The sequence below is a fragment of the Nocardioides nitrophenolicus genome (genome assembly GCF_016907515.1).
GTDB lineage: Bacteria > Actinomycetota > Actinomycetes > Propionibacteriales > Nocardioidaceae > Nocardioides > Nocardioides nitrophenolicus.
The window spans coordinates 2,904,815-2,925,286 of the sequence record NZ_JAFBBY010000001.1; the positions used below are offsets into that span (position 1 = coordinate 2,904,815).

A 20,472-nucleotide genomic window follows, 5' to 3' on the forward strand; every position below is an offset into this window, starting at 1 on the left:
CGACCGACCCCGACTGACGCGCCGTGAAGGGGCCTTCCGCCTATCTCGCCACCTGGAACCACGGCAGCGCGGGCCGCGCCGCCCTGCTCCTGCTGGTCACCCATCTCGGTGCCGTGGCCGTCGCCTGGGGTGCGTGGGCGCTCTTCCTGCTCCCGGCGTTCTACGACGACCGGTTGCTCCCGGCCATCGGGTCCTGGCTGTTCGCCCTGACGGCGTCGCTGTGGCTGATGCTGCGGTTCGGCTTCTGGGGGACGGTGGCGACCCGCGGCGTCGGACATGGCGAGGAGCTCCTCGCCACCTTCTCGCCGGGCAGGGCGGTCGCGGTCGGTCTGCTGCGCTGGGCGCTCCAGATCGTGATGATCGCCGGGGTCTTCGGCGCGGCGGTGCTCGTGTCGGTCGACGGCCGGTGGTGGCACCTGGTCGGCACCGCCGAGACCCGCGCGCTGGGCGATCGGGTGGCCGCCGTGCCGATCCCGGCGGACTGGGAGCTCGACCGCACCGAGAAGGGCGACGACGGCGGCAACCACCACCCGAACCTGCGCTACTGGCTGACCTATGACGTGCCGACGACGTACGACTTCGACGACCTGCGCGCCTGGCTGGCCGATCCCGCGTGGGCCGACAACCCCGCCGGCGCGTCCTTCGGTGCGCTCCGGGTGGTGAGCTGCGACCGCGCCGACCAGACCTGCCGCGCGCAGCTGGTGCCTCCTCCCGGCGATCCGGTGGAGCACTTCGTGCGCGCCGAGCTGCGCCCGCCGGCGTACGACGGCGATGCGGCGGAGGTGGACCTCCAGGTGACCTATCGGCAGTACGTCGAGCCCCACTGGGAGGTCGACCACCGGGTGGTCGCCCGGGGCCGGGCGATCCCGGTGCCGGCCGACTGGGTCCCGGACGACGAGGACGCCTCGGACAACGACGCGGGACAGTACTTCACCCGCTCCTTCGGGGTGCCCTCCACCTACACGGGCGCGGACCTGCGGGCCTGGCTCACCGGACCGGACTTCACGGCGCCGGCCACCGGCCGGCCGTTCGGTGCGGTCACCCTCGACGAGTGCCGGGCGATGGACGCCGACACCGTGCGGTGTGCCGCGACCGTCGACGGAACCTGGTGGACCGACGGCTACGGCATCGAGCGCGCCCGGGACTGGGTCGAGGCGACGCTGCGCACCGACGACCACACCGTGCGGCTGAGCTTCCGGCGTACCGACTGACCGGCCGCCCGGGCGACGCTCAGCGGCGACGGACCAGGTCGATGGTCCACCACAGCTGGGACCCGACGGACTGCACGCCGAGGCCGACCAGCCGCATCCGGCAGTCGAGCAGCAGGGCGCGGTGGGGCGGGCTGGCGAGCCAGCGGTCGAGGGCGCCCCGGGCGCTCATCGGGCCCATCGCGATCACCTCGCCCATCAGTGCCGCGTCGCGGTAGCCGGCGGCGGCGATCCGCTCGCGCAGCTCCGCCTCGCCCGCGACCTGGTGGGACAGGCTGCGCTGGGCGGCCATGGCGGCCGAGTGCGCGCTCGCCGACCCGTGCAGCCCGGCACGGGGCTTGAGCCGGCGACAGCCGGCCTGGCGCCGGGCGTGGTTGACCTGGCCGAGCAGCCGGACCTCGATCCGCGCGGTGTCCGGACCGTCGTCCGGGCGCGGGGGAGCAGGGCGCGACGACGCGGGGACCGCCGTCAGCAGGACCGCCGCGAGGACGGCCAGGGGAAGCAATGCCGAGCGCACGGGGAGCATCATGGCGGGCCGGGAGCCGTCTTGTCGCCGGTTTCGGGTCAGCGGCGCGCGAAGTCCTGGGTCCACCAGACCCGGTCGCCCTGGACGACGACCCCGACGCCGAGGTGGCGCAGCCGGCAGTCCAGGATGTTCGCGCGGTGCCCGGCGCTGGCCATCCATGCCTGCATCACCGCGCGCGGGGTGGGGAACCCGGTGGCGACGTTCTCGGCGACCTGACGCCAGCCGCGGTAGCCGGCGAAGGTGATCCGGTCGCCCAGGCCCGCCTCGCCGGGCAGGTAGTGGGTCATCGTGCGGTACTGAGCCATCCCCACGCTGTGCGTGCGCGCCGAGGTCCGCAGCCGCTCGTTGGACCGCAGCGGCCGGCAGCCGGCGCGGGCCCGCCGCTTGTTGACCAGCGTCACCACCCGGTCCTCCAGGTCGGCGGCCACGGTCATCGGCATCGGCGGCTGCGGGGCGGTGCCGGGGCTCGGCTCCGGCGCCGGCACCGTCTGCTGGCCGCCGAGCAGCGCGGCGAGCAGGCCGGCGAGCAGGTTGGTGAGCGTCCCGGTCAGGGTGGGACCGTCGGCCGAGGCGACGACGGCGGGGGTGCTCGGCGCGGCCGCGGCGGGCGCGCTCGGCAGGGCGGCCGACAGCGTGATCACGACCGCGAGGGCGGCCAGGGCGACCGGTCGTGGGCAGCGCAGCGGCATGCGCACGATCGTGCGACGGCGGGGTACGCCGGCGCGTCGGTGCTCCGGGCAGGCTCCGCTAGTCCCGAAGGACTAGGCGGGCGCGGCGATCGTCCCGGGACGGTGTCAGCGCAGCCCGAAGTCCTGGGTCCACCACAGCTGGTCGGCGTCCAGCACCACGCCCACGCCGATCTCCCGGAGCCGGCAGTTGAGGATGTTCTGCCGGTGGCTGGGGCTGTTCATCCAGGCGTTCATCACCGACTCCGGCGAGCTGAACCCGCGCGCGATGTTCTCCGCGACCAGCCGCCACCCGCGGTAGCCGGCCCTGGTGATCCGGGTCGAGAACTTGGCCTCGCCGGGGAGCTGGTGCGACATCACGCCCGCCCGCGCCATCGCGATGGTGTGCTGACGGGCCGCCTTGCGCAGCTGCTTGGCCGGCTTGAGCGCCCGGCAGCCGTTGCCGGCGCGCTGCTCGTTGACCAGCTGGACGACCCGGTCCTCGAGGTCGCGCTGGACCAGTTTGCGGGTGGGGACGACGTCCGGCGCGACCGGGCGCAGCAGGGCCGCGGCCGTCGTACCGGTCCCGGCGTCGGCGGCCGTCGGCGCCAGCAGGCCCAGGCCGAGCACGAGGCACGGCACGAGAGCGAGCAGGCGGGTCATGAGGGCCCGATCGGTGCCCCTTCAGCCGTCCTGAGCGTCCGCTGCCCAAATCGGGACGTTCGTCCCCGGTCGACTCCCGGCGGCGGGTCAGCTCAGCGGTCCGCGCACGAAGACGTCCTCGGTGCCATTGGCGTCGGTGGCGCCACCCACCAGGTTCGCGGCGTACGAGCTGAAGGCGGCGTGGCTTCCCGAGCCCGAGAGCGTCACCGAGAGCGCGGCGCCGGTCGGTGCCCCGGCGAGGGCCGGGGCCAGGTCGGTGAACTGGCCCGTGGCGCGGGTCCAGAGCATCGGGGAGCCGATGAAGGTGCCGGCGCCGGTGAGGTCGTCCGGGCGGCCGAGGAAGGCGATCCGGCTGCCGTCGGTGGACATGGAGGGGTTGTAGGCGCTCGAGCTGCCGGGGCCGGTCCCGGTCGGTCGGCTCACCAGGACCTGGCTGCCCGGCGCGTCCCGGCTCCACAGGAAGACGTCCTTGTTGGTGTCGCCGTCGGGTGTCGCGAGCACGTTGGTGGCGTCGGTCTCGTAGGCGACGAGGCTCCCGTCGGCGGAGAGCGTCGGCCAGAAGGCGCCCTCGGTGCCACCGGTGCCCGCGGTCAGGCCGCCGTGGGCGGTCGAGACGAGCACCGGCTCCGTGGTCGCGATCATCGTGGCATCCCAGAGGAAGACGTCGCTCTTGCCGTTGGCGTCCTCCTGGCCGCCCGGCATGCCGACCAGGTTCGAGGCCTTCGACTCGTAGGCCACGTGCAGGCCGTCGGCGGAGATGGCGGGGAACCGCGAGGCGCCGTTGGCTGCGGTGGCGCCGTGCGAGACCAGGGTGAAGCCGCTGCCCTGGCGCCACAGGAAGATGTCGCTCGCGGCGGGCGCGCCCGGTCCGGCGATGGTGGTGGCCGTGGACGCGAAGGCGATCGCGGAGCCGTCGGCGGAGATGACGGGGTCGGTGACGCCGTCGTCGAGGCTGTCCGGAGTCAGCCGCTGGAGCAGATCGGTCGTGCGGTCCCAGCGCCACAGCGAGTCCGGGCCCACCCCGCTCACCCCGCCGAGCTGGTTCGCGCCGCTCTGGAAGGTGACATACCGCCCGTCACCGGAGATCGCCGGGTCGCGCGAGGAAGCCAGCCCCGGCGTGCCGTCGGCACGGTGCGAGACCAGGGTGAGCGCGTCCGTGGTGCGGTCCCACAGGTAGACCTGCCACAGCCCGCCGCTGCCACCCGGCAGCAGGTCGGTGGCGGTGGACTCGAACACGACGAACCGGCCATCGGCCGAGATCGAGGCGTCGGTCGAAGCCTGGTCACCCGCGGTCGCCCCACCCGGGCGGTGCGAGACCAGCCGGGTGGCGAGCGGCTCGGGGACGCTCGGCGCACCGCCCGGCGTGCGTCCGGTGAGGGTGAACGCCGCGCCCCGTCGGCCCGGCGTACCGCCCCGGCGCGCGAGCACCACCCGGTACGTCGCCACGCCGGGAGCGACGGAGACGGCGAACCGGACTTTGCGGACCGCCCCCGTGCGCGGCAGCCGCCGGGTGGCGACCTTCGTCCACACGGCACCCGTCCGGCGCTGGAGGCTCACCCGCTGGCGGGCGGCACCGCCGCGGACCCGCACCGTCGCGACGACCGTCGTACCGGCGGCGACGTCGGTGGCCGACAGGGCCACCCGGACCGTGGGGCGCGCCACCGCCGTCGACGACGGGGCGGGCCCGAGGACGAGGGCCAGGGTGACGACGAGCGCGACGACGAGCGGCAGGTGGCGACGGGGGACCATGGAGCCAGCGTGGCCGCGCGGGGGCCCGATGTCCTGAGCAACGATTACTCATTCGGGTCTACGCTCACGACCGTGAGCATCCTCGACGACGCCCGACCGGGCATGGACCTCGACATCCGCCCGCAGGACGACCTCTTCGGCCACGTCAACGGCACCTGGCTGACCGAGGCCGAGATCCCCTCCGACCGCTCCAGCTGGGGTCCCTTCGTCCAGCTCGCCGACCAGGCCGAGGAGGACGTGCGGGCCATCATCACCGAGCTGGCCGCGGCGTCCGCCGGTGGCGACGGCGGTGCCGGCGCGGGCGACGGGGGCGGCAACGAGGACGCCCGCAAGATCGCCGACCTGTTCAACTCCTTCATGGACACCGAGCGGGTCGAGGCCGCCGGGCTCGCGCCGGCCCAGCCGCTGATCGCCGCCGTCGCCGGGCTGCGCGACATCCGCGACCTGGCCGCCTTCCTCGGCGAGTTCGAGCGGATCGGCGGCTACGGCCTGTTCGGCTCGTACGTCGACACCGACAGCCGTCAGTCCGACCGCTACCTGTTCCACGTGACGCAGGGCGGTCTCGGCCTGCCCGACGAGTCGTACTACCGCGACGAGAAGTTCGCCGAGATCCGCACCGCCTACGTCGCCTACCTCGCCCGGCTGCTTACCCTCGGCGCGCACCCCGACCCCGAGGCCGCGGCCCAGCGCATCCTCGACCTCGACACCGCCCTCGCCCAGGGACACTGGGAGCGGGCCGAGACGCGCGACGTCCAGAAGACCTACAACCTGCTGACCGCCGACGAGCTCGAGGCGCTGTGCCCGGCGTTCGACTGGGACGCCTACGTCACCAACCTCGGCGGGTTCCTCAGCGGCCCGCACGCCACCATCGCCGAGGTCGTGGTGCGCCAGCCGTCGTACCTCGAGCACCTCTCGGGCGTCCTCGAGGCGACGCCCATCGAGACCTGGCGCGACTGGTTCCTCTCGCGGGTGCTGCGCTCGGCGGCGCCGTACCTCACCGACGCGTTCGTCGAGACCAACTTCGACTTCTACGGCCGCACCCTCTCCGGGACCCCCGAGCTGCGGGCCCGCTGGAAGCGCGCGGTCTCGTTCGTCGAGGGTGCGATGGGCGAGGCCGTCGGCAAGGAGTACGTCGCGCGGCACTTCCCGCCCGCCAGCAAGGCGATGATGGACGACCTGGTCGCCAACCTGCTCGCCGCGTACCGCCAGTCGATCAGCAAGCTGGACTGGATGACCGACGAGACCAAGGAGCGGGCCTACGAGAAGCTCGCCACCTTCCGGCCCAAGATCGGCTACCCGGAGCGCTTCCGCGACTACGGCGCCCTGGTCGTCGTACCTGACGACCTGGTCGCCAACGCCCAGGCCGCCGCCGGCTTCGAGACCGACCGCCAGCTCGCCAAGATCGGCTCGCCCGTCGACCGCGACGAGTGGTTCATGCTCCCGCAGACCGTCAACGCCTACTACAACCCCGGCACCAACGAGATCTGCTTCCCCGCCGGCATCCTGCAGAAGCCCTTCTTCAGCCCCGACGCGCTCGAGGCCGAGAACTACGGCGGCATCGGCGCGGTCATCGGCCACGAGATCGGCCACGGCTTCGACGACCAGGGCGCGCAGTACGACGGCGACGGCAACCTCAACGACTGGTGGACCGCCGACGACAAGGCCGCCTTCGAGGTCAAGTCGAAGGCCCTGATCGCCCAGTACGACGGGTTCTCCCCGCGCAACCTGCCCGGCGAGCACGTCAACGGCGCCCTCACCGTCGGCGAGAACATCGGCGACCTCGGCGGCCTCACCATCGCCCACACCGCCTTCGAGATCGCCCAGGGCGGCTCCGCGTCGCTCGAGGACCGCACCAGGCTCTTCCTCAACTGGGCCTACGTGTGGCGCACCAAGCGCCGCCTCGAGCAGGAGCAGCAGTACCTCACCATCGACCCGCACAGCCCGCCGGAGTTCCGCGCCAACATCGTGCGTAACCTCGACGAGTTCCACGAGGTGTTCGGCACCGCACCCGGCGACGGGCTGTGGCTGGACCCCGCGGACCGGGTGCGCATCTGGTGAACGGCGAGGCGCCTCGCGAACGCTCGGGCGGTTCGGGACGGTGGCCTCGCTACCAGCGGCCGAGGACCGATGACGTCGAGCGCGAGACGCGGGACGCCGCGGGACGTCCCCTGCCGGAGGCGTCCCCGGCGCCGTCCCCGGCGCCGAGCAGCGGGCGGGGACGCGGCGGTCGCGCACGTGACGGTCGGGGCCGGCGGGGCCGGCGGGGCCGGAAGCGTCTGGGCTCGGTCGTGGTGGTGCTGGCCGCCGTCGGGCTGGTGCGGGCCGTCAGCGGTGGGGAGCCGGCGCCGGAGCCGCTGCCGGCCGAGGAGCGCTACCAGCCGATCGCGACCGCCGAGGGCTTCGCCGCGCTCGGTGCGGCACTGACCGCGCAGACCGGGAGCACCCAGATCCTCGAGCTGCGCGGCTACGGCACCGACGAGATGCAGGTGACCGTGCCCCCGGCGCAGCCGGGCGACCTCGCCGAGGTGTGGCAGTGGGACGGTCGCACCCTGGAGAAGTGGATGGGCGAGCAGGCCGGCGACAAGCTGCCCTTCGCCCTCGCGGACGTCGACCCGGCCGTCCTGGTCGCGGTGGACCAGGACGCCCGCGGTCGCAGCGACGGGCGGATCAGCGACAGCAGGTACGACGTCGAGAAGCCGGTCGACGAGTACGACCACTGGATCTACCTCAAGGTCTACGAGGTCGACCACGGCGGCGTCACGCTGTGGGCCGACCTCGACGGGGAGGTCCGGTCGGAGCTGGTCAACGAGAGCTGGCGCGACGACTGAGCGGCCGCCCCCCAGCCGGTCGCTCGTCGTACTCGGCCGGGGAGGCCGGCTCAGTTGATCATGAAGGTGAAGCCCTGGTCCTTGATGGCGACGTCGTTGCCGCCCGACCGCTCGTAGGTGAATACGGCGAAGCCGCCCACGCAGTCGGTCTCGTTGGCCGCCCACACCTCGATGATGGCGTTGCTCTCGGAGCCCGCGCTGGTGGTGTCGTCCTGGTAGTTGGGCGTCGCGACGAGGACCGCGGTGGTGGCGTCGACGGGCGTCGGCGTCCCCGCGAGCCTGATGCAGAAGATGCCCGTGCCCAGCTTCGTCACCGTCGCCGTGACCCCGGCCGCGCCGCGGAAGCGGGCGAGGGCGCCGCCGCGGGTGACCAGGCCCGAGGCGCGGACTCCGGCCACGTCGTACCTCGCGGCTCGGCTGAGGTCGGTCGAGTCGAGCGATCCGTCGGCGACATCGGCACCCGCGAGCGACCCGTCGGCGACGTCGGCGCCGGTGAGGCTGTTGTTCTTGATGTCCTTGGTGGTGACGGTGTTGTTCTTGATCTGCTTGCCGGTGATCATCGCGCCGGCGACGGCGCCGCTGGTGCCGGCGGTGAGGACCAGGCCGGTGGCGACGGCGACGGCGGCGATGCCGGACTTGCTGACGAGGGTCATCAGGGCTCCTTGCGGGGTGGTGTGCCGGCCGGTGCCGGCCGGTTGCCGGTGGCCTTGCAGGTGGATGGGTCAGCCGGCCTCGACCATGAGACGCAGCAGCTTCTCGCCGGTCGCGACGAGCTCGTCCTCGGACAGGCCCACGCCCTGGGCGAGGTTGAGCGTGTAGACCACCTGGCCGACCAGAACGCCCCCGGCGACCTGCAGGTTCTCGCCGCCGGCGACGGTGCCGATGTCGAGGTACGCCGCGTCGCCGATGCCGTCGAGGTCGTGCCGGACGGGCGAGTCCAGCGCACCCTTCGTGCCGGACTGGTAGCTCTCGTAGCCGCCGCCGGCCTGCACGTCCGTCGCCCCCAGTGAGCCACTCAGCGCACGGGGATCCTCCTGGTCGAACTCGCAGGCATCGAAGGGACCGGTGCTGGTCGTCACCGCCGCCCCCACGGCGGCGGCGAGCTGGTCGGCGGTCACCAGGTCGCAGAACGCCGGGAGCGCTGCTGCGTCGGTCTCGGTCTCGGCGTCGGTCTCGGCGGTGTCGGTTGCCGTGGCGACGGTGGTCGGCGTGGTTGCGTCGCTCGCGGCCGCGCCCTCACCGTCGTTGCACCCCGCCGCCAGCACGGCCACCAGGACCAGTCCGCCGGTGATCCCCATCCACCGCATGCCACTTCCTCCATCTGTCGCGGCGTCCGACTCTTCCCGACCAGGAGCCGAGGCGTCGGTAGGGATTGGTCGTAATCACGATGGTCGTCATCACGACGGTCATAGGCACGACGGTGGTCGGGCGGGCACGGCTCGTGGGAACGTTCGGGCATGGACCGCGACACGCTGCTCGACGACGTGCTCCGGCATCTGGCGGAGGGGACGCCGGACGCCGCGCGCAGCGACTGCCTCGCCGCGGCCGACGACGACGGCGCGGCGGCGTACGGCATGGCCGCCCTCGCCGACTTCTGGCTCGGCGACTTCGCCGATGCGACCCGGCACGCGTCGTACGGGCTGGCCCGGGCGGGCGACGACCGGGCCCGCGCCCTGTGCCTCGCGGCGGCGGCCCTCGCCGCCGGCGGCGACCCCGGAGCCGAGGCCGTCGACGAGGAGGAGCTGCACCGGCTGCTCGCGACCGCCGACGACCCGGGATCCCGGTGGTGGTCCGCCGTGCGGTACGTCGCCGCGGAGGCAGCCCTGGTCGGCGCGCGGATCCGCGCCGCGGCGGCGTACGACGCCCTCGGCCCGCCGGCCGGGGAGGCCTGGTCGGGCCACCCCGCCGCGACCATCCTGTGGATCTGCCAGGCGCGCATCGCTGCCTTCTCCGGGCGGATCGAGGCAGCCAACGCCCTGCTGGGCCCGGTCCGCGCCTCCGTCATCCCGGGCGCCCGGATCGCACCGGTCGTCGACGCCGTGGCCGTGCTGATCCGGGGCAACGCCGGCGACGAGGACGGTGTCCGGGTGGCGGAGTCGATCGCCGCCCAGGTCCCGCCTCGCCCGCGCGACTTCATCGATCGCGGGGCCTTGCTCCTCCTCTCCTATGGCGCCATCGCGCTCTATGACGTGGCGGGTGCGGCCGCCCTCGCCTTCCGGGCCGGCGACGACGAGGCGCTGAGCCGCTGCACCCTGATCGACCGGGCGATCTGCTTCGAGATGTTCCTGCACGCCGCCCTTCTCGAGCAGGACCGAGGTGCGGTCGAGGCCTGGCTCTCCGCCCTCGCGGAGCTGGCCTCCCACCCGATCACCGAGCCGACGGTCCAACGCGCCCGCGCCCGGGTGGCCATCGACGCGGGCGACGCCGCGACCGCGATCGAGCTGCTCACCGCCAGCATCGAGCGCTGCGTCGCCGAGGACCGCGGCGTCGAAGCCGGGGAGGGACAGGTCCTGCTCGCCCGTGCCCGGATCCTCGACGCCGACCTCGGCACGGCCTGCCGCAGTCTGCGGGCCGTCGTCGCCGAGGGCGACCGGACCGGGTTCGCCGCCCTCCGTCGGGCCGCCGGCGCCGCCCTCGCCGGCTCGGGCCGTCGACTGCCCCCGGTCGCCGGCGGCGGGTGGGAGGCACTGTCGGCTCGTGAGGCGGAGGTCGCTCGCCTGGTCCTGGCCGGCCACGAGGTCGAGGAGATCGCGGCCTCCCTCTTCCTGTCGCCCCTCACGGTGCGCACCCACCTGTCGCGCGTGCTGTGCGCCTTCGGCGTCGCCACCCGCGTCGGCCTGCTCGCCGCTGTCGGCGGCACCACGCCGACCGAGGCTCCCGCGCTCCCCGCCCCCGCCCTCAGCCCGCGCCAGGCGGAGGTGGCGGCGCTCGTCGCGTCCGGACGCACCAACCCGCAGATCGCCGGTGAGCTGGGCATCTCGGTCAAGGGCGTGGAGAAGCACGTCGGCGACGTACTGCTGCGCTGGAACGCCGGGTCGCGCTTCGACCTGGCCCGGATCTGGTGGTCCTTGGCCTGACCCTCGACGACAGCGCGGTCAGGCTGCGAAAAGGTGCAGCCGCTGGCGTCTCGGGTCACCAGCGGCTGCAGGAGGAAACCTACGGCGCCAGTGGTCGGCCTGTCCCGGGAATGCGGAGATCGGTGGTCGGAGCGTCGGGTCGTCGGTCAGGGCCCGGGCAGGGGCTGCTCGCGCAGGTCGCTCACCTCCCCGATCACGACGAAGTCGGCAGTCCGGTGGAGCAGGGGGACATCGTGGCGGATCGCGATGGCGGCGATCAGGCAGTCGACGCTGTTGCGGACCGTGCGGCCCTGGCGCCGAGCCGCACGATGGATCGTGGCGGCGTCGCTGAAGTCGGTGTGCGTGTCATACACACAAGTTGCACCTCCTCTTGAGTTGGCGATCACCGTAGGCGAACGGCCCGACACAAGGACGTTTCGAGGTCCGGGGCTGTGGACGACGCCCTCGTGGCACCGCCCCGTGAATGAGCGGTTGTGGATGAACGGGCGTCGTGTCGGGCCCCGCTGGTAGACACGGGGCATGGACACCCAGGCCCCCACCGACGCCGCCGTCCGCGCCCGTGCGGAGGAGCACCTCCGCGCCCTCGTCGGCCGCCCCGACGCCACCTTGTACGACGACCAGTGGGCGGCGATCTCCGCGCTGGTCGTCGACCGGCGCCGCGCCCTGGTCGTCCAGCGCACGGGTTGGGGCAAGTCGGCGGTCTACTTCGTGGCGACCCTCCTCCTGCGCGAGCAGGGGAGCGGACCGACGGTCATCATCTCGCCGCTGCTGGCCCTGATGCGCAACCAGATCTCCGCGGCCGAGCGGGCCGGCATCCGTGCGGTCACCGTCAACTCGACCAACACCGAGCAGTGGGACGAGGTGCACCGCGCGATCGCGGCGGGCGAGGTCGACGTCCTGCTGGTCAGCCCGGAGCGCCTCAACAACCCTGGCTTCCGCGACGAGGTGCTGCCCCGGCTGGCCGCGACCTGCGGGCTGCTCGTCGTCGACGAGGCCCACTGCATCTCCGACTGGGGCCACGACTTCCGCCCCGACTACCGGCGGATCCGCACCCTGCTCCGCGAGCTGCCGCCCGGGATCCCGGTGCTCGCCACGACCGCGACCGCCAACCAGCGGGTGACCGACGACGTCGCGGAGCAGCTCGGCGGCGAGGCGCTGGTGCTGCGCGGCTCCCTCGACCGGGCCTCGCTGCGGCTCGGGGTGGTCCGGCTGACGACGGCCGAGCAGCGGCTGGCCTGGCTGGCCGACCATCTGGCCGAGCAGCCCGGCAGCGGCATCGTCTACTGCCTGACCGTGGCCGCCACCCAGGAGGTTGCCGACTTCCTGCGCTCGCGCGGTCATCAGGTGGCCGCCTACTCCGGTCAGACCGAGCAGACCGAGCGGCTCGCGCTGGAGCAGGCCCTGGTCGACGGCGAGATCAAGGCGCTCGTGGCGACGAGTGCGCTGGGGATGGGCTTCGACGCGGCGTTGGGGTTCGTGGTCAACCTGGGTGCCCCCAACAGCCCGGTGGCCTACTACCAGCAGGTCGGCCGCGCCGGTCGCGGCACGGTCGACGACGCCACGGTGGTGCTGCTGCCGGCCACCGAGGACCGCGACATCTGGGCCTACTTCGCCTCGCTCGCCTTCCCCCGCGAGGAGCTGGTGCGTGAGACGCTCGCGGTGCTGGCCGAGGAGGGGCGCGCGCTGAGCACCGCCGCCCTCGAGCCCCGGGTCGACCTGTCCCGCAACCGGCTCGAGACCATGCTCAAGGTGCTCGACGTCGACGGTGCCGTACGCCGGGTCAAGGGCGGCTGGGAGGCGACCGGCGAGCCGTGGTCCTACGACGCCGAGCGCTACGCCCGGGTGGCCGCGGCCCGCGCGGCCGAGCAGCAGGCGATGCTCGACTACCTGCACAGCGACGAGTGCCGGATGCGCTATCTCCGCCGACAGCTCGACGACCCGGCGGTGCTGGCCGACCCCGACTGGCGCTGCGGGAGGTGCGACAACTGCGGCGGGCTGGGGCTGTCGACGGAGGTCTCGGCGGCGGCCGTGGAGGAGGCTGCCGACCGCATCGCACGGCCCGGCGTGCCGATCGAGCCCCGCAAGCTGTGGCCCACCGGACTGTCCGCGATCGGGGTGAGCCGGTCCGGCCGGATCAAGCAGCCCGCGGAGGAGGGCCGCGCCATCGCCCGGCTCACCGACCTCGGTCACGGCGCGGCGCTGCGCGGGCTGTTCGCGCTCGACGCCCCCGACGGGCCGGTCCCCGACTCGCTGGCCCGGGCGATGGTGACCATGCTCCACGACTGGCAGCCCCGGGTGGACGCCATCGTGGTCGCCGAGTCCGAGCGCAAGCCGCAGCTGACCGCCGACCTCGCGAGCGGGCTGTCCCGCTTCCTGCAGGTCCCGGTCGTCGGGCGGTGGGCGGTCATCGACCTGTCGGTCGGTCCCGACCGCGGGGCGACCAACTCCGCGCAACGAGTGGCTGCGGTCAGTCGCCGGTGCGCGCTCCAGCTCGACGACCCGGGGGCCGTCGAGGGTCGTCGGGTGCTGCTCGTCGACGACCGGCTGGTCACCGGGTGGTCCCAGACGCTGGGTGCGGAGGCGCTGCACGACGCCGGGGCGGCGGCCGTGCTCCCCCTGGTGCTGGGGGTGGCCGGGTGAGTGCCCGCAGCTCCGACCGAGGCCCGCCGCTGCCGCCTCCCCGCCTGTGAAGGGAGCGCCGCTCGCCTGCGCGATCCTGGGACGCGCCTCATCTAGAGTCCGAAGCATGACCGACGACGCTCCCGCGAACGGCACCCCCGAGCACCCCGCTGACGGCCCGCCGCCCCCGCCCGCGTCGTCGAGGCCCGCGTCCTCGGCCCCCGACGGCCCGGCGCCCGACACCGTCATCCGGCCGCCCGCGTCGGCGATCGTCGCCGATCCCGACGACGGCGACGTCCCGGCCACCGAGGACCGTGGCGCCGGTCAGCCGCCGGTGCCGCCGGCCCAGACCGGCGTGCCCGGACCGATCGGGCCGAGCGAGCCGGTCCAGCCGGCCGGGGTCGGCCGGTCCGGGGTCACCGGAGCGGTGGTGGCGCTGGGTGCCGGCCTGCTCGGGGCCGCGGTCGTCATCGGCGGCTTCCGCAGTCGCAGTGGCGGCGACGGCCTCGACTGGTCCAACTTCGGGGTCGCCCTGGGCGCGGCCGCGGTGCTGCTGGCCATCGCGGTCCTCGGAGCGCTGGTGAGCCGGGTCGGTGGGCGCCCGCGGGAGGAGGTGGTCACCTGGCCCGGCACGGTCGGGATCCTGGCCGCCGGCCTGCTGATCGGGATCGGCCTCGACCGCGACGACAGCTGGGTGGCGTACCTGATCGGCGGCGTGATGGTCGTGCTCGCGGTGATCGGGTACGTCGCGGCGCGCCGGGCGGCCTTCGTCGTGGTGGCGATCCTCGGCTTGGCGCTCGTCTACGGCGTCGCCTTCGACGACCTGCTCGCCGACAGCGTGGGCGACGAGCATCTCCAGGTGACCGGCGCGGTGCTGGTCGCGGTGTTCGTCGTCGCGGTCACGGTGCTCGGCTGGGCGCTGCCCAGCCGCGCGGTGTCCGGGGTCGTGGTCGGAGCGTTCGGCCTGGTCGGGATCCTGGGGATCCTCGCATCCTTCGCGGTGCTGCGGTTCCTCGGCGGGATCTTCGGCGGGATGTCCACGATGCTGCTGGGCGACGACCCGTCGATGTTCTCGGCCGTGGGCGTCTCCGACGGGTTCCGGGAGACCGACGTGTGGTGGGTGGTCGCCATCGGTGGGGCGCTCGCGGTGCTGTGGGCGCTGGCGGCGGCGGTGTCCGGGCATTCCGGCTTCTCGATCCTGGCGATCGCGATGCCCGCTCTCGGCGTCCCGCTCGCGTCGGTGGCGCTCGCGGCCGAGCACCCGACCTGGTGGGCGGCGAGCACCGCCGTCGCCGGAGGGGTGCTGCTGCTCGGCGGGGCGTTCCTCGCCCGGCTGCGCGGCCGTCGTACGACGGGCTAGGAGCCGGGCGAGGAGCCGGCTGGGAACTTCGTGTCGGACCCACCCGTTAGCGTCCCCATGTGAGCTTCGTTCCCGTCTCCGGACCCGCGACCTTCCGGCCCGGGGACCCGGCGACGATCGAGTTCAGCGATGCCGCCGGTGCTCGCCGGATCGCGTTGCCGGTCAGCGCTGCCCTGCCGGTGCTGAGCCGGTCCCGGTCGAGCGACGACGCCCACCCGAGCGTGCGTCTGCTCAGCGGGGCCGCGTTGCTCGGGCTGCGCCTGGTCGCGGCCGGCAAGGTGGCTCCCGACGGGGAGGGCCGCAGCTGGCGGGTCGCGGGGCTCGACCCTCGCGATGACGACGCGGTCGTCCGGCTCGCCCAGTCGTTCGACGAGAGCGACGACGTGGTCCGCGGGATGCTCGACGCGGTGGCCGACACGCTGCCGCGCGCGGCGCCGACGCGACGACCCACGCCGGCCGGGGCGCCGGCGCGGGACCCGGCGCGGGACCCGGCCGCCACCACGCCGGCGCCCTCCGCCCGCACCCCCGACCAGTTCGCCGACCGGGTGCGCCGGCGGATGGCGGAGCGCCGCGACGACGCGGTGCTGCCGGAGCTGGTGCGGGTCTCGCTGCGGGTGGAGGCCGCCGAGGAGGAGCTGGTCGCGGGCACGGTCCGGGTGGTGCTCCAGGTCCACGACGAGCGCGACCCGCTCCACGTCTGCGATGCGGCGCTGCTGTGGACCGGGGGCCCGGCCGAGCACGGCTTCGGGAGCCGGGCGCGGGTGCACGCGAGCATCGCGCTGCGGGCGGCGGCCGACGCGTGGCCGGTGCTCGACCGGCTGCTGGCGTTGGCCGTGCCGGACCAGCTGACTCTAGACGGCACCGAGATCGGCAGCCTGCTGGCCCACGTCGGCGCGCTGCGCGATGCCCGGGTCGACGTGCACTGGCCGCGTTCGCTGGGACCCGAGCTCACCACCCGCGCGGTGCTCGACCGCCGTCGGGAGGGAACGGTGAGCGCGGGGCCGGGGCGCGGCGAGGAGCTGCCACTGCAGGACAGTCCGTTCTCGACCGAGGGCCTGTTCTCCTTCTCGTGGCAGGTCTCGCTGCACGGCGAGGCGCTCACGCCGGACGAGATGGCCGAGCTCGCGAAGGCGGCCAGCCCGGTGATCAAGCTGCGGGGGGCGTGGACGGTGGTCGACCCGACCACCGCCGAGCGGGCGCGCCGGCGGCTGATCCGCAAGGCCAGCGGCGCGCAGGCGCTCGCGGCGGCGCTGACCGGGGTGACCGAGCTGCCGGCCGCCGGCGACCAGCAGCCCGCGACGACCGAGGTGATCGTCGGCGCCAGCCTGCTGCGGGTCCGCGAGCAGATCCTCGAGGCGGCGACCCGAGCGCCGCTGGAGGAGCCGGCCGGACTGGCGGCGCGGCTGCGCGACTACCAGCGCCACGGGCTGACCTGGCTCGCCGACCTCACCGGCCTCGGCCTCGGTGCCTGCCTCGCCGACGACATGGGCCTCGGGAAGACGATCACCCTGATCTCGCTCCACCTGCACCGCCTCGAGCACGGCCGGTCCCAGGGCGGACCGACCCTCGTGGTCTGCCCGGCCAGCCTGCTCGGCAACTGGGAGGCGGAGATCGAGCGGTTCGCGCCCGGCGTACCCGTCCGCCGGTTCCACGGCGGCTCCCGCTCGCTCGACGACCTCGCGGGCGGGTTCGTGCTCACCACCTACGGCACTCTGCGCCGCGACGCCGACACCCTCGCCGGCGTCGCCTGGGACCTGGTGGTCGCCGACGAGGCCCAGCACGTCAAGAACTCCCGCACGTCGACCGCCCGCGCCCTGCGCCGGCTCCCCAGCCGCGCCCGGGTGGCCCTGACCGGCACGCCCGTGGAGAACGACCTGACCGAGCTCTGGTCGATCCTCGACTGGTGCGTGCCGGGCCTTCTCGGCAGCCGGCAGGCCTTCCGTCGGGTGTGGGGTGCGCCGATCGAGTCGGGCGCCGAGCCGACCAAGGCACGCCAGTTCGCGGACCTGATCGGGCCGTTCCTGCTGCGGCGGCGCAAGTCGGATCCCGGTATCGCGCCGGAGCTGCCGCCGAAGACCGAGACCGACCACCTGCTCGGCCTGAGCCGCGAGCAGGTCGTGCTCTACGAGGCGTTCGTCAAGGACACCATGGAGCGGATCGAGCGCGCCGACGAGGAGACCCGCCGCGGGCTGGTGCTCGCGCTGCTGACCGGCCTCAAGCAGATCTGCAACCACCCCGCCCAGTTCCTCAAGCAGTCCGGGGCGATCCGGCTGACCGGCCGCTCCGAGAAGCTGGAGCTGCTCGACGAGCTGGTGGCGACGGTGCTCGCCGAGGACGGTGCGGTCCTCGTCTTCACCCAGTACGTCGCGATGGCGCGCCTGGTCGAGCAGCACCTCACGGCGCTCGGCGTCCCTCACCAGTTCCTCCACGGCGGCACCCCGGTCGCCCGGCGCGAGGAGATGGTCCGCCGCTTCCAGGCCGCGGAGGTGCCGGTCTTCCTGCTCTCGCTCAAGGCCGGCGGCACCGGCCTCAACCTGACCCGCGCCGACCACGTCGTCCACTTCGACCGGTGGTGGAATCCCGCCGTCGAGGAGCAGGCCACCGACCGGGCCTACCGGATCGGGCAGACCCGGCCGGTCCAGGTGCACCGGATGGTCACCCGCGGCACGATCGAGGAGCGGGTCGCGGGCCTGCTCGACCGCAAGCGTCAGCTCGCCGACGCCGTGCTCGCACGCGGGGACGCGGCGCTGACCGAGCTCAGCAACGAGGAGCTGCGCGACCTGGTCACCCTGCGCCGCCAGGCGCGCGAGGCGGCCGAGTTCGCCGAGGACGGGCGCGGCTGATGCGCACCACCTTCACCCGTCAGGCCCAGCCGGCGCGCGGCGTCCGCTCCTGGTGGGGCAAGGCCTGGCAGCGGGCGGTCGAGGAGGCGGCCTACTCCGAGGCCGAGCTGCGTCCCGGCCGCACCCACGCCCGCCGGGGCGACGTGGGCGCGATCAGCGTCGAGCCCGGCGTGCTGCTCGCCGCCTGTCGCGACGGCGACGAGGCGTGGACGGTGCAGGTCGGCGTACCCGTCCTCGACGAGACCGCCCGCGCGGCTCTGGTCGAGGCGGTGGCGGCGGAGTCCGGCCGGATCGCCGAGCTGCTCGCCGGCAACCTGCCCCATGACCTCGTCGAGCATGCCGAGGAGGTCGGCGTCGAGCTGCTGCCGTACGGCGGCGAGCTGAGCGCGTCGTGCACCTGCCCTCATTACCTCGACCCGTGCCCCCACGCGATCGCGGTGCTGGTCCAGGCCGGCTGGCTGGTCGACGCCGATCCGCTGGTGCTCTTCGCGCTGCGGGGCGTGGAGCGCGACGACCTGCTCGCCGACCTGCACGCGCGGGCCACGCCCGACCCGGGCCCGGGGCCGCTGCTGTCCGCCGACCTGGCCGACGACGTCGAGCTGGTGGTCGACGCCGCGGTCCGCGCGCAGCGCCTGGTCGCGCTGTTCGAGGCGGGCGCCGAGCTCCCCGACGGGCTGCTCTGAGCGTCGGCGGCGCTCACCAGAACGGACCGCGCAGGCGCAGCCGCCAGGGGCGACCGTCGGGGTCGTGCACGAGTCGGTAGAGCACTCCGGCGAGCGGCCGCCGCCAGCGCGGCACCACCGGCTCGGGCAGCCGGCGCAGCCGGCCGGGCGGGCGCGGGCCGCGGCGGCCGCCCGCGTGCCAGGCATCCAGCGCGTCGGCGGCTCCGGTGAGCGTCGCGAACAGGGCGCGCCCGTCGAGCGGGCCGGGATCAGGATCGGGCGCGCGGTCGAGGTGCTCGGCGACGAGGGTGGCGCGCAGCCGGGCGGCGTACCCGTCGCCGGGCGCGACCTCCGCGTCGTCGCGCACCGCCACGGTCAGCTCGGAGTCGCAGGTCCACGAGCGCCGGCAGAAGTTGTCGGAGCCGATGGTGGCCCAGTCGTCGTCGAGCACGCACACCTTGGCGTGCACGTAGACCGGCGTCCCCGCGGGGTTCTCGAGGGCGAGGAAGGCGACCCGGTCCGGGGCCGCGGCCCGCAGCCGCCGGATGGCGCGCTGCCGGCCGAGCAGCTGCGGGTCGCGGTTGAGTGCGCCGTCCTGGTCGGGATGCATGGGCAGCACGGCGACCACGTGGAGCTCGGGCGACCGTTCGAGCGCGTCGGCCAGCACCCGGCTCATCTCGTCGCCCCACAGGAACTGGTCCTCGAGATAGACCAGCGAGCGCACCCGGTCCAGCGCCTTGGTGTAGCCGCGCGCCACCGACCGTTCGCCGGCGGGCGCGAAGTCGTAGGTCCAGCCGATGCCGAGGCGTGGATAGGTACGCAGCAGCTGGACGGCGTGCCTGCCCGCGGGCGGCGGCGGCGCCGCCTGCGGGGGAAGGGGGCGCCGCGCCGCGTCCACCCGGGCCCTGGCGTCGCGCAGCCGGCGGACCGGATTGCGGGTGGTGGGGCTGGTGTCGTCCCAGCGCTCGCGGAAGACGGTCTCGACATCGGCGACCGCCGGCCCGTGGAGGGCGACCTGGACGTCATGCCAGGGCGGGGTGGCGCCGTACTCGTCGGCGATGTCGATCGCCTGCGGATCGCCGTGGTGGGCTGCGTCGTCGCGCCGGCCGTGGCACAGGTCGATGCCGCCGACGAAGGCGACATCGCGGGTCGGGTCGTCGCGGTGCCGGATCACCACGAACTTCTGGTGGTGCGCGCCGGCGGGGCGCACCCGCATGTCGAGCTGGACGTCGGCGCCGAGCTCCTGGAGCTGGTCGGCGAGCTCGAGGTGGTCCTCCGCGCTGTAGCCGAAGAGTCCGGCGTGCGAGCGCCAGATCAGAGCGCGTACGTCGGCGCCACGGCGGATCGCCGCGCCCAGCACCTCGATCAGCTCGCTGCCCGTCGTACCGGTCAGCCGCTCGTCGCCATTGCCCTGCCAGTCGGTGAAGAGGACCAGGTCGCCGGGGCCGAGGCGGGCCAGGCAGGCCGCCAGCTCGGCGAAGTACGCCGACCCGTGCACGAGGGGCGTGGCCTGGTTGCCGAGTGACCAGGCGGTGGCGCCGGGCTTGTCGGCGTCGAGCACGGTGTGGGGGTTGCCCCGCTCGACCGAGGTGAGGAACCAGGAGGCGTGATCGCCGTGCACCCGACCAGCCAACACCATCGGCCGGTCAGGGCCGGCCGGGGGGCGGGCCGGCGAGGGCGTCGAGGTGGTCGTCGAGCGCCCGGGTGGCGGCGCGACGACGGCCCGGGTCGCGCATGGCGTGCAGCGCGAGCCCGTCGACGAGAGCGTGCAGCGCGGTGGTCTCGCGGCCGAGGTGTCGCTGAGGAGCGACCAGACCGGCGTCCCGGAGGTCGGTGAGCAGCCGCCGGCACAGCTCGCCGATCGCATCGTGGGCGGTGTCGGCGAGGGTGGTCAGCTCCTCGTGCCGGGGCCCCTCGGCCATCAGGGCCAGGTGGACGCGCATCTCCACGGTGCGCTCGTCGTCGAGGGGCAGCAGCTCGCGCAGGGCGGCGACGGCGCGGCGGCGCGGGTCCCTGATCGCGGCGTGGCGGCTGATCCGCGCGGCCGCGCGCTCGTGGGCCAGACGCATGGCGAAGGCGAGCAGCTCGGCCTTCGTCGGGAAGCTGTGTCGCAGCGAGCCGAGCACGAGGTCGGCCTCGGCCGCGACGGTCCGCAGGGACACCGTGCCGACGCCCTCGCGGAGCACCAGCCGCCACACGGCCTCGCCGATCCGCTGGCGTCGCTCGTCGTGGTCGATGGTGCGCGGCATGGCACGATATTAGCACGGTTGTG

General features: G+C 74.3%; 17 protein-coding genes. 8 read left to right on the plus strand and 9 right to left on the minus strand.

The genetic code is table 11. The features are described 5' to 3' along the window. The first annotated feature begins 23 nt into the window (after positions 1-23). A complete protein-coding gene (locus JOD66_RS14145; RefSeq protein WP_204837484.1) occupies positions 24-1,211 on the plus strand; it encodes a hypothetical protein in 1,188 nt (395 codons plus the stop codon). Positions 1,212-1,230: 19 nt separating this feature from the next. On the opposite strand, the gene JOD66_RS14150 is transcribed toward JOD66_RS14145, so the two are convergent. The 4 genes from JOD66_RS14150 to JOD66_RS14165 form a co-directional block, all read right to left on the minus strand. Beyond that, positions 1,231-1,737 (minus strand): CAP domain-containing protein, encoded by a 507-nt coding sequence (locus tag JOD66_RS14150; RefSeq protein WP_204837485.1) that lies wholly within the window; start codon positions 1,735-1,737, stop codon positions 1,231-1,233. Between the two features lie 35 nt (positions 1,738-1,772). Continuing rightward, on the minus strand, positions 1,773-2,423 hold the full coding sequence (locus tag JOD66_RS14155) for a CAP domain-containing protein (protein WP_204837486.1): 651 nt from the start codon (positions 2,421-2,423) through the stop codon (positions 1,773-1,775). Between the two features lie 105 nt (positions 2,424-2,528). Then, positions 2,529-3,062: a CAP domain-containing protein gene (locus tag JOD66_RS14160; RefSeq protein ID WP_204837487.1), complete on the minus strand. Its 534-nt coding sequence runs from the start codon at positions 3,060-3,062 to the stop codon at positions 2,529-2,531. 87 nt (positions 3,063-3,149) lie between these two features. Next, positions 3,150-4,811 carry a TolB-like translocation protein gene (locus JOD66_RS14165; RefSeq protein WP_204837488.1) on the minus strand — a complete coding sequence of 554 codons (1,662 nt, stop codon included), beginning with the start codon at positions 4,809-4,811 and terminating at the stop codon, positions 3,150-3,152. 72 nt (positions 4,812-4,883) lie between these two features. Between JOD66_RS14165 and JOD66_RS14170 the strand changes: the two genes are divergently transcribed. Beyond that, positions 4,884-6,869: a M13 family metallopeptidase gene (locus JOD66_RS14170; RefSeq protein ID WP_307823521.1), complete on the plus strand. Its 1,986-nt coding sequence runs from the start codon at positions 4,884-4,886 to the stop codon at positions 6,867-6,869. Positions 6,870-7,099: 230 nt separating this feature from the next. Then, positions 7,100-7,639, plus strand: a complete 540-nt coding sequence (locus JOD66_RS14175; RefSeq protein ID WP_204837489.1) for a hypothetical protein — start codon at positions 7,100-7,102, stop codon at positions 7,637-7,639. A gap of 50 nt (positions 7,640-7,689) precedes the next feature. On the opposite strand, the gene JOD66_RS14180 is transcribed toward JOD66_RS14175, so the two are convergent. Next, on the minus strand, positions 7,690-8,292 hold the full coding sequence (locus JOD66_RS14180; RefSeq protein WP_204837490.1) for a hypothetical protein: 603 nt from the start codon (positions 8,290-8,292) through the stop codon (positions 7,690-7,692). A gap of 69 nt (positions 8,293-8,361) precedes the next feature. Next, positions 8,362-8,946 (minus strand): hypothetical protein, encoded by a 585-nt coding sequence (locus JOD66_RS14185; protein WP_204837491.1) that lies wholly within the window; start codon positions 8,944-8,946, stop codon positions 8,362-8,364. A gap of 150 nt (positions 8,947-9,096) precedes the next feature. On the opposite strand from JOD66_RS14185, the gene JOD66_RS14190 reads away from it, so the two are divergent. Next, positions 9,097-10,716, plus strand: coding sequence for a helix-turn-helix domain-containing protein (locus JOD66_RS14190; RefSeq protein WP_204837492.1), 1,620 nt, complete (start codon positions 9,097-9,099; stop codon positions 10,714-10,716). Between the two features lie 146 nt (positions 10,717-10,862). Here the strand turns inward: JOD66_RS14190 and JOD66_RS14195 are convergent, their stop codons facing one another. Beyond that, positions 10,863-11,069 (minus strand): PIN domain-containing protein, encoded by a 207-nt coding sequence (locus JOD66_RS14195; RefSeq protein ID WP_204837493.1) that lies wholly within the window; start codon positions 11,067-11,069, stop codon positions 10,863-10,865. 166 nt (positions 11,070-11,235) lie between these two features. On the opposite strand from JOD66_RS14195, the gene JOD66_RS14200 reads away from it, so the two are divergent. The 4 genes from JOD66_RS14200 to JOD66_RS14215 all read left to right on the plus strand — a co-directional run bounded on the left by JOD66_RS14200 (position 11,236) and on the right by JOD66_RS14215 (position 18,221). Continuing rightward, entirely contained in the window at positions 11,236-13,356 is a 2,121-nt protein-coding gene (locus tag JOD66_RS14200; RefSeq protein WP_204837494.1) for a RecQ family ATP-dependent DNA helicase, read from the plus strand. Between the two features lie 106 nt (positions 13,357-13,462). Continuing rightward, entirely contained in the window at positions 13,463-14,695 is a 1,233-nt protein-coding gene (locus tag JOD66_RS14205; protein ID WP_204837495.1) for a hypothetical protein, read from the plus strand. A gap of 59 nt (positions 14,696-14,754) precedes the next feature. Next, positions 14,755-17,538 carry a DEAD/DEAH box helicase gene (locus tag JOD66_RS14210; protein WP_204837496.1) on the plus strand — a complete coding sequence of 928 codons (2,784 nt, stop codon included), beginning with the start codon at positions 14,755-14,757 and terminating at the stop codon, positions 17,536-17,538. Next, positions 17,538-18,221, plus strand: a complete 684-nt coding sequence (locus JOD66_RS14215; protein WP_204837497.1) for an SWIM zinc finger family protein — start codon at positions 17,538-17,540, stop codon at positions 18,219-18,221. The genes JOD66_RS14210 and JOD66_RS14215 overlap by 1 nt, the downstream gene beginning before the upstream one ends. 13 nt (positions 18,222-18,234) lie before the next feature. Here the strand turns inward: JOD66_RS14215 and JOD66_RS14220 are convergent, their stop codons facing one another. Both JOD66_RS14220 and JOD66_RS14225 read right to left on the minus strand, forming a co-directional pair. After that, entirely contained in the window at positions 18,235-19,821 is a 1,587-nt protein-coding gene (locus tag JOD66_RS14220) for a phospholipase D family protein (protein ID WP_307823522.1), read from the minus strand. Positions 19,822-19,846: 25 nt separating this feature from the next. Beyond that, positions 19,847-20,449, minus strand: a complete 603-nt coding sequence (locus JOD66_RS14225) for a TetR/AcrR family transcriptional regulator (protein WP_204837499.1) — start codon at positions 20,447-20,449, stop codon at positions 19,847-19,849. Positions 20,450-20,472: the final 23 nt, after the last annotated feature.

Bases quoted from the DNA above. Each gene is read 5' to 3' on its own strand.
- JOD66_RS14155 (WP_204837486.1), bottom strand. From the start codon at position 2,423: ATGCCGCTGCGCTGCCCACGACCGGTCGCCCTGGCCGCCCTCGCGGTC.
- JOD66_RS14185 (WP_204837491.1), bottom strand. From the start codon at position 8,946: ATGCGGTGGATGGGGATCACCGGCGGACTGGTCCTGGTGGCCGTGCTG.
- JOD66_RS14225 (WP_204837499.1), bottom strand. From the start codon at position 20,449: ATGCCGCGCACCATCGACCACGACGAGCGACGCCAGCGGATCGGCGAG.
- JOD66_RS14190 (WP_204837492.1), top strand. From the start codon at position 9,097: ATGGACCGCGACACGCTGCTCGACGACGTGCTCCGGCATCTGGCGGAG.
- JOD66_RS14150 (WP_204837485.1), bottom strand. From the start codon at position 1,737: ATGATGCTCCCCGTGCGCTCGGCATTGCTTCCCCTGGCCGTCCTCGCG.
- JOD66_RS14160 (WP_204837487.1), bottom strand. From the start codon at position 3,062: ATGACCCGCCTGCTCGCTCTCGTGCCGTGCCTCGTGCTCGGCCTGGGC.
- JOD66_RS14180 (WP_204837490.1), bottom strand. From the start codon at position 8,292: ATGACCCTCGTCAGCAAGTCCGGCATCGCCGCCGTCGCCGTCGCCACC.
- JOD66_RS14215 (WP_204837497.1), top strand. From the start codon at position 17,538: ATGCGCACCACCTTCACCCGTCAGGCCCAGCCGGCGCGCGGCGTCCGC.
- JOD66_RS14200 (WP_204837494.1), top strand. From the start codon at position 11,236: ATGGACACCCAGGCCCCCACCGACGCCGCCGTCCGCGCCCGTGCGGAG.
- JOD66_RS14165 (WP_204837488.1), bottom strand. From the start codon at position 4,811: ATGGTCCCCCGTCGCCACCTGCCGCTCGTCGTCGCGCTCGTCGTCACC.
- JOD66_RS14205 (WP_204837495.1), top strand. From the start codon at position 13,463: ATGACCGACGACGCTCCCGCGAACGGCACCCCCGAGCACCCCGCTGAC.